The following is a 14,408-nucleotide window of genomic DNA, read 5'->3' on the forward strand; positions in this document are numbered from 1 at the left end:
GCAAAACAAAATAACGGCGCTCATCGTTCTTTGGTAATACCGCAGAACGCGTGACGCTAATAATTTTATATCCAGCGTGAAGTTTTCTGCGCTGTGGCGGTAGCGTGGGATTTGCAGGATATATGGAATAAAGTATCTTTAATGTGTTGATAGCACTGAATACTGAATATAGATTTAGAAAAATAATGATAACATCTCTATGATTACTAAAACCTTTCCCCGTGGCTATGACAGCGTAATTAACCTGACTAACGATTAATAAAATCTTACATGTCTATTGATTGTTATTATAAAAAATACATCTATGAAGCAGGAGAATACGCTAATAAAAATTACAAGGGCTTTGAGGGAAACTCTCCTGGAATCTTCTCTTGCTCCGTTATCAAACACTATTAGCCAAATTTTATTATTAGAACAATGTGGTAGCTCAAAACCATAAGGTTATGAGACCTAATGGATGTATTTGCACTCCGTTAAGCTTATGCCGCAAGCACTATGGAATATAATCTTCATATACATAAGGATTTTATTATGTTGCTTCCTGTGATTATGGCTGGTGGCACCGGTAGCCGTCTGTGGCCCATGTCTCGTGAGCTTTATCCAAAACAGTTCCTGCGGTTGTACGGACAGAACACCATGTTGCAGGAAACCCTCTCTCGTCTCTCCGGCCTGGATATTCATGAGCCCATGGTTATCTGTAACGAAGAACACAGCTTCCTCGTTGCTGAACAGCTCAGACAACTTAATCAGTTGTCGAAAAATATCATCCTTGAACCCGTGGGCCGTAACACCGCCCCGGCTATCGCCCTGGCGGCACTACAGGCCACACGGAACGGCGACGATCCGCTGATGTTGGTGCTCGCGGCAGATCATATCATTAACAATCAGCAGGTCTTCCGCGATGTTATTCGCGTCGCGGAACGCTATGCCGAAGCTGACCATCTGGTCACTTTCGGTATTGTGCCGAATACTCCGGAAACCGGATATGGCTATATCCAGCGTGGGGAGGCATTGGTCGGCAGCGAACAGACGCTTTACCGGGTCGCTCGCTTTGTAGAAAAACCAGACCTGGCACGCGCCAAAGATTATCTCGCTTCCGGAGAATACTACTGGAACAGCGGCATGTTTATGTTCCGGGCGAAAAAATACCTTTCCGAGCTGGCAAAATTCCGCCCGGATATTCTCGAAATTTGTACGGCTGCGATGCGGGCTGCGGAGGGAGACGGCAACTTTATTAGCATCCCCCGCGACGTGTTTAGCCTTTGTCCGGATGAGTCCGTTGACTACGCCGTAATGGAAAAAACTGCCGATGCAGTGGTGGCAGGACTGGACGCAGGTTGGAGCGATGTTGGTTCCTGGTCCGCGCTGTGGGATGTCAGCCCTAAGAATGAGCAGGGTAATGTGTTAACAGGTGATTGCTGGACGTACAACAGCCAAAACTGTTACATCAGCAGCGATGAAAAATTGGTGGCAGCAGTAGGCGTCCAAAACCTGGTAATCGTTAACACCAGAGATACCGTCCTGGTGATGAATAAAAATTGCGCCCAGGACGTGAAAAAGGCGGTTGAGTATCTGAAGCTCAACCAGCGTAGCGAATACAAACACCATTGTGAGGACCGCCGACCATGGGGCTGCAGCGACGTACTGGCGCAGACCCCGCGTTACAACGTTAAGCGCATTACCGTCAAACCGGGGGGGACGCTTTCAAGGCAGATACGTCATTACCGCGCCGGGCATTGGGTCATTCTCGCAGGAATAGGGAAAGTTACTGTTAATGGTAAGCCGTTCCTGCTCAACGAAAACCAGTCAACGTTTATTCCCATCGGCGCTGAGTATTACCTGGAAAACCCGGGCCGTACTCCTCTTGAGATACTGGAAATCCAGTCAGGCTGTTGCCCGGGTGAAGACGACATATCCGTATCAAAGACAAGTATGGTTGTTGCTAATTTTTTACAGGACATTGATTCAGAATGACTCAGCTTAACTGTTTTAAATCCTACGATATTCGCGGCGAATTGGGTGAAGAACTGAATGACGATATAGCCTACCGAATTGGCCGTGCCTATGGCGAGTTACTGAAACCACGCCAGGTCGTCGTGGGAGGCGACGTGCGATTGACCAGCGAGCCCCTGAAGCAGGCGTTAGCCAATGGATTGATGGATGCAGGTAGCGATGTGCTGGATATCGGTCTGAGCGGTACCGAAGAGATTTATTTTGCCACTTTCTACCTGGGCTTGGATGGCGGCATTGAGGTGACGGCCAGTCACAACCCGCTGAATTATAACGGGATGAAGTTGGTTCGGGAGAACGCGAAACCCATCAGTGGTGATACCGGATTGCGTGATATCCAGCGTTTAGTTGAGAAGAACTGCTTTGCGCCAGTGGATGCATCCCGCCGCGGTACGCTGCGACAGATCTCTATCCTGCGGGAATATGTTGACCACTTAATGGGCTATGTGAACCTGGCGAATTTCACCTGTCCGCTGAAACTGGTAGTGAATTCCGGTAATGGCGTAGCGGGACATGTTATTGACGAGGTAGAAAAACGCTTTGCCGCGGCGGGCGCACCGGTGACCTTTGTAAAGGTACATCACCAGCCGGATGGTAGCTTCCCTAATGGTATTCCTAACCCGCTACTGCCGGAGCGTCGGCAGGACACCGCCGATGCGGTGCGAGAACATGGGGCGGATATGGGGATCGCCTTTGACGGAGATTTCGATCGTTGTTTTATGTTCGATAACGATGGGGCATTTATCGAAGGTTATTACATTGTCGGCTTGCTAGCGGAGTCATTCCTGCAGAAACAACCCGGGGCAAAAATTATTCATGATCCGCGCCTGACATGGAACACGGTAGATATCGTGACGCGCTGCGGGGGCACGTCGGTGATGTCAAAAACAGGACATGCGTTTATCAAAGAGCGCATGCGTCAGGAAGATGCGATTTACGGGGGAGAGATGAGTGCGCACCACTACTTCCGAGATTTTGCGTACTGCGACAGCGGGATGATCCCCTGGCTGCTGATAGCGGAGCTGTTATGCCTGAAGGCGAGTACGTTAAAGGCGCTGGTGGCAGACCGTCAGGCGGCGTTCCCGGCGTCGGGAGAGATTAATCGTCGGCTGGGTGATGCGACAGCAGCTATATCGCGTATCCGCAAGCATTATGAACCGGAGGCGGTGAACGTGGATACGACGGACGGCATCAGTATTGAATATACGGACTGGCGTTTTAACCTGCGCTGCTCGAATACTGAGCCTTTGGTGCGCCTTAATGTGGAGTCGAAGGCGGCTCCTGCGCTGATGCATGAGAAGACGGCTGAGTTGCTCAATATGTTAAAAGAGGAAACGCTGTGAGTCCGATGTTTTCAGCGGTTTATCGTTATCGTGGTTTTATTATTGATAGTGTGAAGCGGGACTTTCAGTCTCGTTATCAAACCAGCTTTTTAGGCGTGGCGTGGCTTATTTTACAACCCGTTGCCATGATTTCCGTGTATACGCTTATTTTTTCAGAACTCATGCGTACACGTTTAGCCGGTATGGAAGGCCCCTTTGCCTATAGCATCTATTTATGTTCGGGTGTACTAACCTGGGGCTTTTTTACTGAAATGCTGAATAATCTGGTCAACATATTTTTGACCAACGCGAATATTCTTAAAAAGATGAGCTTTCCACGTATTTGCTTACCCATCATCATTACTGCCTCAGCCTTTATTAATTTCTTAATTATATTTGGTTTGTTTGTTGCGTTTTTACTGATGACCGGTAATTTTCCTGGGTGGATCTTTTTTGACATTATTCCTGTACTGATAATCCAGACCCTGTTCACTCTCGGACTGGGGATTATCCTGGGAGTACTGAACGTTTTTGTCCGCGATGTTGGGCAATTCGTGAATATTCTGCTGCAATTCTGGTTCTGGTTTACACCTATTGTTTATGTCTCAAAAACTCTGCCGGAATGGGTATCAGGTCTTTTAACCTATAACCCGATGGCGTCGATTATTAGCGCATATCAGAAAGTTATTCTCTACCAACAACATCCTGACTGGATGACGCTTTTTCCGGTTACCATTGTGTCCCTTATTTTGTTTTTATTTGCCTGGCGATTATTTAAAAAACATTCTGCTGATATTGTGGACGAGATTTAAATATGAGTATTAAAGTTCAGAGCGTCGGCAAGGCGTATAAATACTATTCATCAAAATGGGATCGGGTGATTGAAAAGTTACTGCCAGGAGATAAAACGTGGCATAGTAAAAAATGGGTCCTGAAAAATATTAGTTTCACTATAGAGCCTGGAGAATCTGTTGGTATTGTTGGCGTAAATGGCGCAGGTAAAAGTACGCTGTTGAAATTGCTCACTGGCACTACGCAACCATCTAAGGGGTCCATTAATATTCGGGGAAGAGTTGCGGCGCTTCTTGAATTAGGTATGGGGTTCCATCCTGACTTTACTGGTACTCAGAACGTCTATATGTCCGGATTGATGATGGGGTTAAACCGTGAAGACATTGAGCGTTTAATGCCGGAAATTGAAGCTTTTGCCGATATTGGTGATTATATCAGGGAGCCTGTACGCATCTATTCAAGTGGTATGCTTATGCGCCTTGCCTTTGCCGTCGCCACGGCTGCGCGCCCGGATATATTGATCGTTGATGAAGCACTTTCTGTGGGGGATTCGCGTTTCCAGGCTAAATGTTACGCCCGTATCGCTGATTTTAAAAAACAGGGGACGACGTTACTGTTGGTTTCGCATAGCGTCGGCGATATTGTTAAACACTGTGATCGCGCCATCTTCCTGAAAGAGGGGGATATTTGTATGGACGGCGCGGCACGCGATGTAACTAACCGCTACCTTGACGAGTTATTCGGTAAGCCTGATAAAAGCCCGTCCAGCCGGACAAAACATAAAGAAGAGGAAAACGACCCGACGATCAATATGTCTCCGGAAGAGACCGCCGATATTTATCATACTCGTCCGGGATACAGGCCGGAAGAATATCGCTGGGGGCAGGGGGGGGCGAAGATCGTCGATTACTGTATTCAAAGCAATGGCGAAGCTTTCCCTCCGTCACTTATCAGCGCTCAGCAGACTGATTTTATAATGAAAGTCGTTTTTGAACACGATTTCGACTGTGTAGTACCGGGGTTATTAATCAAAACATTGGATGGATTGTTTCTGTACGGCACAAATTCTTTTCTTGCCACTGAAGGACGCGAAACTATTTCCGTATCCCGCGGTGATGTCCGGGTATTTAAATTCAGCCTTCCGATCAACTTAAACAGTAGTGATTATTTGCTCTCATTCGGTATTTCCGAAGGGAATCCGCAAACCGATATGACCCCGCTCGACAGGCGCTATGACTCCATCATATTACATGTCACCAGAAATATGGATTTCTGGGGAGTTATCGACCTTAAAGCAACATTTAATAGCTACCCATAAAGTTGAGATTATAATGACATGACTACTCACTTAGCTAAATTAGTTAGCGAACTCCCTGAAATTTATCAGACAATTTTTGGTCATCCTGAATGGGATGGCGAAGCTGCGCGTGATTGTAATGAAAGACTGGGGCTGATTACTCAGCAGTACGGCTATTTATCACGTGAACTCGGGCGTCCATTGCGGGTGCTCGATCTTGGTTGTGCTCAGGGCTTCTTTAGTTTTAGCCTCGCCGCCAGGGGGGCAAGCGTTGTCGGCGTAGATTTTCAACAAGAGAATATTCATGTTTGCCAGGCGCTGGCGGATGAGAATCCGGATCTGGATGTCTCTTTCCGGATTGGACGAATTGAAGATACTATCGAGGCGCTAAAAGCAGACCAGTTTGATCTTGCTATTGGCTTGAGTGTTTTCCACCATATTGTGCACCTTCATGGCGTGACAAAGGTTAAACGGTTACTGTCGCACCTGGCTAGCTGCACACAAGCGATGATCCTTGAATTAGCAGTAAAAGAAGAGCCATTGTTCTGGCGTTTTTCTCAGCCACAGGATCCTCGTGAATTGATTGAACAATGCGCGTTTTACCGCTTGATTGGGCAATTTAATACTCATCTTTCTCTCGTTCCGCGACCTATGTACCTGATAAGCAATACACGTGTGATCCTGGAGGATTTCAACCAGCCATTTGAACGCTGGCAGGATCACCCCTATTCAGGAGCCGGTTTTGCGCATAAGAAGAGCCGACGTTACTATTTTGGCGAAAATTATGTCTGTAAGGTTTTCTATTATAGCCCTCCTAACAATTTATTAACCGATGAAGAGGGACAACGTAATCGGGAAGAATTAAGTAACGAAGCGGAAATACTTACCCATCCGCCGCGAGAATTTAAAACACCTGCATTGTTGGCATATGGCAATAATGATCACTTTGGCTGGCTGGTAATGGAAAAATTATCAGGTCGTCTGTTAAGTGATATGCTGAGAGCAGGTGAAGCCCTCGATCGTGAAAAAATTTTACAATCGTTGCTCGTGGAGCTGGTTAAACTGGAAAAACAAGGGTTGTGGCATGATGATATCCGTCTCTGGAATATCATGGTCGACGACCAGCAAAAAGCCTCCCTGATTGACTTTGGATCTATTGTTAACATTCCGCGAGACTGTAGCTGGCCGCTAAATATTTTTCAGTCCTTCTTTATTTTCGTTAATGAATTGTTTGATGAGCAGCGAAGCTGGAAGCAATTATGGCGTTCCGCACCGATACATCCCTTTAATTTACCGCAGCCATGGTCGAATTGGTTATATGCTGTATGGCAAAAACCGGTTAATGCATGGAGCTTTACCCTACTGGAGCAGTTATTTAAAACCAAAGATCGCCTTCCAGTGCCGGAAAGTAATATCAGCGCCATTGAGCAATGGATTGTTGCTCAGGAGACAGTATTACTGGAAAATCAAACCCGCCAGCGTGATGAAGCCGCGCATCGTGAACAACTGAGCCAGCAGCTATATCAACTTAATACGCAAGTGAGCCAGCTTCAGCAAGATATGGTAGCGCTGGCACAGGCAAGGACAGAATCTGAGACGTTTGTCGCGCCTGAAACTGGGCCCGAATCGTTGCCGACTGAGATCGCTACATTACAGGAGCAGTTGGCGGCTGCCCACCGAGAAATTGATCATTTAAGTAATATAAACAATGAGCTGTGCCATGAAATAGCCAAAATTCATCACAGCCGCTCATGGCGGATGACCCGGGGTTACCGTTATGCTGGCCTACAGATTTATTTGCTGCGGCAGTATGGTTTTAGCCTGCGTTGTAAGCATCTGATTAAACGATCTCTGCAATTTGTATTTTCGTTCCTGCGTAAACATCCCAACGTGAAGCATAGTGTGGGAAACGCTTTGCACAAACTGGGACTTTATCAGCCTGCATACCAGCTTTACCGCCGAATGAATCCGTTACCGGAAAGCCATGAGCAGGCCAATGAACACAAGGCTTCGCACACCGAACTGCAGATACTGCATCCTGAATGGTTACCCCCAGCAGTGCATGAAATTTATCTCAAACTAACTAAAAATAAGTAAGGAGAACGCCTTGCACATTTTGATTGATGTCCAGGGATTACAGTCGGAAAGTAAGTTCCGTGGTATAGGACGCAGTACTCTGGCAATGAGTCGTGCCATTATTCAAAATTCAGGCGATCATCGCGTTAGTATTTTGATAAATGGCATGTATCCCATTGACAATATTAATCATGTCAAAAAAGCGTATCGTGATATTTTAACCGATGAGGAGATGTTTATCTTTTCCGCAGTCGGTCCAACCGCCTATTGTAATACCGATAATCATGATCGTAGCAAAGCGGCATTTGCTGCAAGAGATATTGCGATCGCGAATATCAATCCTGATATTGTGTACGTCATTAACTTTTTTGAGGGGCATAGTGATAGTTATTCTATCTCCATACCTGCCGATAATGTGCCGTGGAAAACGGTTTGTGTATGTCATGATTTGATTCCGTTACTGAATAGAGATTACTATCTTCGTGATCCAAATTTCCGTGAGTTTTATATGAATAAACTGGCGGAGTTCGGGCACGCTGATGCCTTCTTTGCCATTTCTCAATCTGCGGTGCAGGAGCTTATTGAATATACAAATATCTCCTCATCTCGCATCCATAATATATCTTCTGCGGTTGGCGAAGAGTTTTGTGCTCGGGAGTACTCGGCAGACGAGATTTCGGAGCTGAAAAGAAAGCATCATCTTCCTGATGAGTTTATTTTGACACTGGCGATGATCGAGCCGCGGAAAAATATTGAAGCGCTACTCAAGGCTTATAGCCAGCTACCAAAAACTCTACAGCAGCGTTACCCAATGGTATTGGCATATAAAGTAAATGCGGATGATTTGGAACGTATCTTGTCCCTGGCGGAAAGTTACGGACTATCCCGTAATCAGCTTATCTTTACCGGTTTTCTGGCTGATGATGATTTGATTGCGCTCTATACGTTGTGCAAGCTGTTTGTATTTCCATCGCTGCATGAGGGCTTCGGTTTGCCGCCGCTGGAAGCGATGCGCTGCGGGGCCGCGACGCTGGGTTCTAATGTAACCAGCCTGCCGGAAGTTATTGGCTGGGATGAAGCGATGTTCGATCCGCGGGACGTCAACGATATTCGGCAGTTGATGGAAAAAGCGCTTACCGATGATGCCTTTTTCTCCGCTCTGAAAGCGCATGCTTTAACGCAGTCGGCGAAATTTTCATGGGCTAATACAGCGAGGCTGGCTATCGACGGTTTTAGTCGGTTACTGAACGAGAAGGAAGACAATGTTTCTCTCTCTGTTGCTGAAGTTTGCGCTTCCCGGTTTGCAACAATACAAGCAATTGACACCCTGAGCGAGGTTGACCGTATTGGACTGGCCTGGGCAATAGCGCGTAATAGCTTTAAAAGCCATAAGCGCAAGCTGTTGGTGGATATCTCTGTACTGGTGAAACATGATGCAAAGACCGGCATTCAACGCGTATCGCGCAGTATTCTTAGCGAACTGCTGAAGTCTGGTGTCGAGGGGTATGAGGTCAGTGCTGTTTATTACACACCGGGCGAATGCTACCGGTATGCTAATGCCTATCTTTCCACACATTTTAACGGTGAATTCGGTTCTGATGAGCCCGTGTTATTCAGTAAAGATGATATTCTCCTCGTCACCGATCGGACTGAACATCTGTTCCCGACAGGGAGTACGCCAATTGACCATATCCGTTCAGCCGGTGCATTCGTTTGTTTCCTGGTGCATGACATTTTACCCATAAGAAGGCCCGAATGGAGTATTGAAGGCATTCAACGTGAATTTCCTATTTGGCTGTCCCACCTTGCGGAGCATGCTGACCGACTGATCTGCGTCTCAGCGAGTGTGGCGGAAGACGTAAAGCGCTGGATTGCCGAAAACGACCACTGGGTAGACGTTAACCCCTTGCTGGAGGTGAGTCATTTTCATCTTGGCGCTGACCTGGATAATAGTCTGCCCACCATGGGTATGCCGGAAAATGCCGATGAGTTACTGGCAGAAATGGCAGTTGAGCCGTCTTTTATTATGGTTGGCACCATCGAACCAAGGAAGGGACATGCACAAACGCTGGCCGCTTTTGAGCAACTGTGGCGAAAGGGTAAAAATTATAATCTCTTTATCGTTGGTAAACAGGGGTGGAAGGTTGATGCGTTGTGCGAATGTTTACGCCATCATCCGCAACTAAATAAGAGACTGTTCTGGTTACAGAATATTAGTGATGAGTTTTTATCGAAACTGTATGCGCAATCGCGTGCGCTGATTTTCGCTTCTTTAGGAGAGGGGTTCGGTTTACCGTTGATTGAGGCCGCACAGAAGAAATTACCGGTGATTATTCGCGATATTCCAGTATTTAAAGAAATTGCGCAAGAGCACGCATTTTATTTTTCCGGAGAATCGCCGGGAAATATTGCAAAAGCTATTGAAGAATGGTTGATTCTTTATCGACAAAATATTCACCCGCGCTCGGAGAATATTAATTGGCTAACCTGGAAAGAAAGCACTCAATTTCTTCTGAAAAGTTTGCCGATTAGACGATCAGCGGCGGATAAATGACGCTTGTCAAGCCGGGTGGTTGATACCGCCCTGACAATGATTTGACTATGAAAATAATATTTGCAACTGAATCAATTAAATATCCATTAACGGGTATCGGACGTTATTCATTTGAACTGGTCAAGCGTCTTGCTGTCGCCAGTGACATTGAAGAGTTAAAACTTTTTCATGGCACTACATTTATTGAAAAAATTCCCCAGATACAAAATAAATGGAATAACAAACTTAGCCATCATAATCGCTTTTCAGCTTTTTTACGCCGCCAGTCAGTGTTAATTGAGGCTTACCTTATTATGCATCCACGCCGCCAGGCGCGAGCATTGCGTGATTATAAAGACTATATTTACCATGGCCCTAACTTTTATCTGCCGCATCGGCTTGAGCGCGCCGTGGCGACATTTCATGATATTTCAATATTTACCTGCCCGCAATATCATCCGCAAGCGCGGGTTCGTTATATGGAGAAATCGCTGCGTGAAAGTTTATCTTCGGCAAAAATAATCTTGACGGTTTCCGAATTTTCTCGTCAGGAAATAATACGCTTGTTTAACTATCCTGCTGAGCGAATTGTTACGACCCCCCTCGCCTGCAGTAGCGATTATATCCCTCGTAGTTCGAAAGAATGTCAGCCGATATTACAAAAATATCAGCTGGAGTGGCAACGGTACGGACTCTATATTGGCACCATGGAGCCACGAAAAAATATTCGCGGTCTGCTACAGGCATATCAGTTGTTACCAATGGAAGTGCGTATGCGATATCCATTAATTCTCAGTGGTTATCGTGGCTGGGAAGACGATATTCTTTGGCAGATTGTCGAAAAAAGTCAGCGTGAAGGCTGGTTGCGCTATTTAGGTTATATTCCTGATAACCATCTTCCATATTTATACGCGGCAGCCAGAACGTTTATTTATCCTTCCTTTTATGAGGGGTTTGGATTGCCTGTGCTTGAAGCTATGTCCTGCGGTATTCCGGTCGTGAGCTCTAATGTCACCTCACTGCCTGAAGTAACAGGAGACGCGGGATTATTATCCGACCCCAACGACATAGATGCGATAAGCGCTCATATTTTACAAAGCCTGCAGGATGAACAGTGGCGAGACATGGCCATTGCGCGGGGGGGCGCTCAGGCCCGGCAGTTTTCATGGGAAAACTGCACAGCCCAGACCATCAATGCCTACAAACTAATTTAAGGATATACATTGAGAGTTTTGCACGTCTACAAGGCCTATTATCCTGATACCTATGGGGGTATTGAGCAGGTCATTTACCAATTGTCTCAGGGGTGTGCCCGGCGGGGGATAACTACCGATGTATTTACTTTTAGCCCGAATAAAGATAGTGGTCCTGTAAATTATGAAGATCATCGCGTCATTTATAATAAACAATTTATTGAGGTCGCTTCCACGCCGTTTTCTCTGCAAGCAATGAAACGTTTTAAAAGAATTAAAGATGACTACGATATTATTAATTACCATTTTCCATTTCCATTTATGGATATGCTACATTTGAGTGCGCGTCCTGATGCCAAAACGGTCGTCACTTATCATTCTGATATCGTAAAACAAAAGCGGTTAATGAAATTATATCAGCCGTTAAAGCAGTATTTTCTTTCAAGCGTTGACTGTATCGTTGCTTCATCTCCTAACTATGTGGCTTCCAGCCAGACGTTACAACAATACCTTGACAAAACCGTGGTCATTCCTTTTGGTCTGCAACAACATCCTGTTCAGCACGACCCACAGCGTCTGGCGTATTGGCGCGAGAAGGTTGGCGAGAATTTTTTTCTCTTTGTCGGCACGTTCCGCTATTACAAGGGATTGCACGTTTTACTGGATGCTGCTGAACGAAGCCAATTGAGGGTCGTTATTGTTGGAGGCGGGCCGCTGGAAGCTGAGGTGCTCCGGGAAGCGGCGCGACGAGGCCTACAAAACGTCATTTTTACCGGCCGGCTCAATGATGAAGATAAATATATTCTTCTTCATCTTTGTCGTGGCGTCGTTTTTCCGTCACATCTGCGATCTGAAGCTTTTGGCATTACGCTGCTGGAGGGGGCGCGATTCGCAAGACCGCTTATTTCCTGTGAGATAGGTACCGGAACATCATTTATCAACCAGGATAAAGTTAACGGCTGCGTGATACCACCACACGACTGTGCTGCGTTGGTAAAGGCGATGAATGAACTCTCGCATAATGATGAAATCGCCGCACGCTACGGTAAAAACTCGCGTCGTCGCTTTGAAGAGATGTTTACTGCCGAGCATATGCTTGATGCTTACATTAATCTCTATACCACTTTATTGGAACAAAAATTCTGAACTGTCTGCTACCGTTGTTGTAGCGGAGCCGGAGATTAATAACGAATTTTCAGGTTAACAATCGGGGGTTATGCCAGAGAATGGTATTCAGTTACGTTCTTGCTGATACTTCAAAATAGTTCTGTTTGGTCTCGAAAAAATTATGTTGCGGTTCTGTATTCTTAGGGTTTGTTGATACTATGAATTATTTATCAGGTAGAGGTATTTTTCCTGTTGTAAAAAATTGAATTGATACACTCAATTATAGGTAAATTAACGCTCAAGAAATACCAATAACGATTAAATGAAATTTTAAAGGAATATTCAATAATGATTATAAAACCTGTATTGCGTATTGCGTATTGCGTTTTGTCAATTTGCAATAAGCATCTTATTGTTATTATCTGTTCATGATGTTTTTGCAAAGGAATATATATCGGGTGATCTTATTCCCGATAGCCTATATATTCTACCTTCACCACCAGATAAAAACTCTTCAGCGTTTCTAAATGATAAGTCACTGTATATTTCTCCAAAAAAAGGAATGAAGACTCCGCAATGGCGTGACGCACAGCAAACGGTCGACTTAAATGACATTAACGCTCTGTTCGCCAACGCTACGGGGCTTGATTTGGATAAAAAGCACATGCCGGAAACCTACAGTCTCCTGGAGTCTTTGGTGCCATTAGTGGCTGATAAAGGTACTCGCAAAGCTAAAGAGTTCTACCATCGTCAGCGTCCATTCGTTTATTTCCACCAACAAACGTGTTCGCCTGCGCAAGAAAATGACCTGCGCAATAACGGCTCTTATCCTTCTGGACACGCTGCTACAGGGTGGGCGCTGGCTCTGGTACTGGCGGATATCATGCCAGAAAAAAGAAACGAAATATTGAAACGTGGATACGAAATCGGCCAATTGCGTGTTGTTTGTGGTGTACACTGGCAAAGCGATGTCGATGCTGGGCGGTTAGTAGGCGCGGCAATTTATTCTGCTTTAAACCAGTCAGAATCATTTAAACGGGATCTGAATAAGGCTCGTGACGAAATACATCAGTTGATCGCGGGGAGAAAATGGTACAACAACGTATATGCGCCAACATTTATTGACTATATCGATGGAAAATGGGTTTTGGTTGATTGCTGGAATAGTCGTATTCTCTGGAGCAATGAGCTAGTACCAGATTTAGCACGCTGGCAGGTGCTCGAAGATCGCTTTTCATCCCATTCGGTTGCTTATGACGGCCATAAATATTGGGCCACGGAAGATACCGAGCATGGAAGAATAGTGTTTTACACTTTCTCAAATGGTAAATTTCATCAAGTCGCTGATTTAAACAACCTTGGAACAAGAACACACCGTCTTCGCTACGACCAGCACAGTAATTCTTTTATGCTCATTTCCGCCACATCAGGCGATTTTTGGCGTATACAAATTACCAACAATAAGCCTAAAATTATCCAACATGTTGATCTAAAAAAATATCTTAAACCACAAGGTAAAGATTTTGAAATTAGAACATTCACTCGACATAACGGTATGTTATATTTTGTATCTTCTTTAGCAACACCAGAAATACTGATCGTTAAAGATGATAAGAATCTTACGATGGTTAAAAAAATACCTGTACCAGCCGATTTATCAAATATGCAAGAAATTTATTTCTTTCCTGACGGGAAGGTTTTTATCTCTGGTGATTATAAAAAGGCTGTATTATTGAATTCTATTGAGGATATTAGTAGTGCCAGCAATCAATACGATAAATTTAGTTTTTCTGGATCGCCATATTGGATCTCTCAACAGGCTAATCACTATTTGATCTCTGAGTTGGGATATAAAAATGGTGATAGCAATAACCTTGGGCTCAACGGTGTATCTGAGTGGAGCTACAGCAATGGTAAATTAAAAAAAATAAAAGAAGTCATTCGTTTTACTTCACCTACTGATAGTAATGTGCAGAAAAAATCCGAAATTAAGTTTCAGATATAATTTGTATTAGTCGGAAGTGAATTTGGCTTTGGGGCTTGAAATATTCAGGCTTCCAAAGTCACGTCGGACAGAT

8 protein-coding genes and 1 pseudogene are annotated in these 14,408 nt (G+C 45.1%); all 9 read left to right on the plus strand.

The window, feature by feature from the left end:
• Positions 1-531: 531 nt before the first annotated feature.
• The 9 genes and pseudogenes from SBG_RS03195 to SBG_RS21040 all read left to right on the plus strand — a co-directional run bounded on the left by SBG_RS03195 (position 532) and on the right by SBG_RS21040 (position 14,335).
• Positions 532-1,946 (plus strand): annotated as a pseudogene (locus SBG_RS03195) (mannose-1-phosphate guanylyltransferase/mannose-6-phosphate isomerase).
• Positions 1,947-1,970: 24 nt separating this feature from the next.
• On the plus strand, positions 1,971-3,353 hold the full coding sequence (gene rfbK, locus SBG_RS03200) for an O9 family phosphomannomutase RfbK (protein ID WP_000192695.1): 1,383 nt from the start codon (positions 1,971-1,973) through the stop codon (positions 3,351-3,353).
• A 5-nt stretch (positions 3,354-3,358) separates the two neighbouring features.
• Positions 3,359-4,144, plus strand: a complete 786-nt coding sequence (locus SBG_RS03205; protein ID WP_015702765.1) for an ABC transporter permease — start codon at positions 3,359-3,361, stop codon at positions 4,142-4,144.
• Between the two features lie 2 nt (positions 4,145-4,146).
• Positions 4,147-5,442, plus strand: a complete 1,296-nt coding sequence (locus tag SBG_RS03210) for an ABC transporter ATP-binding protein (RefSeq protein ID WP_000025039.1) — start codon at positions 4,147-4,149, stop codon at positions 5,440-5,442.
• A gap of 18 nt (positions 5,443-5,460) precedes the next feature.
• The gene (locus SBG_RS03215; protein ID WP_000207078.1) at positions 5,461-7,518 is read left to right on the plus strand and encodes a class I SAM-dependent methyltransferase; all 2,058 of its coding nucleotides are present in this window, start codon (positions 5,461-5,463) and stop codon (positions 7,516-7,518) included.
• 10 nt (positions 7,519-7,528) lie between these two features.
• On the plus strand, positions 7,529-10,051 hold the full coding sequence (locus tag SBG_RS03220) for a glycosyltransferase family 4 protein (protein ID WP_000547785.1): 2,523 nt from the start codon (positions 7,529-7,531) through the stop codon (positions 10,049-10,051).
• Between the two features lie 47 nt (positions 10,052-10,098).
• On the plus strand, positions 10,099-11,244 hold the full coding sequence (locus SBG_RS03225) for a glycosyltransferase family 4 protein (RefSeq protein ID WP_000691217.1): 1,146 nt from the start codon (positions 10,099-10,101) through the stop codon (positions 11,242-11,244).
• Positions 11,245-11,253: 9 nt separating this feature from the next.
• A complete protein-coding gene (locus SBG_RS03230) occupies positions 11,254-12,369 on the plus strand; it encodes a glycosyltransferase (protein WP_020843643.1) in 1,116 nt (371 codons plus the stop codon).
• Between the two features lie 373 nt (positions 12,370-12,742).
• Entirely contained in the window at positions 12,743-14,335 is a 1,593-nt protein-coding gene (locus SBG_RS21040) for an acid phosphatase (RefSeq protein ID WP_143767824.1), read from the plus strand.
• Positions 14,336-14,408: the final 73 nt, after the last annotated feature.

Source organism: Salmonella bongori NCTC 12419 (assembly GCF_000252995.1).
GTDB lineage: Bacteria > Pseudomonadota > Gammaproteobacteria > Enterobacterales > Enterobacteriaceae > Salmonella > Salmonella bongori.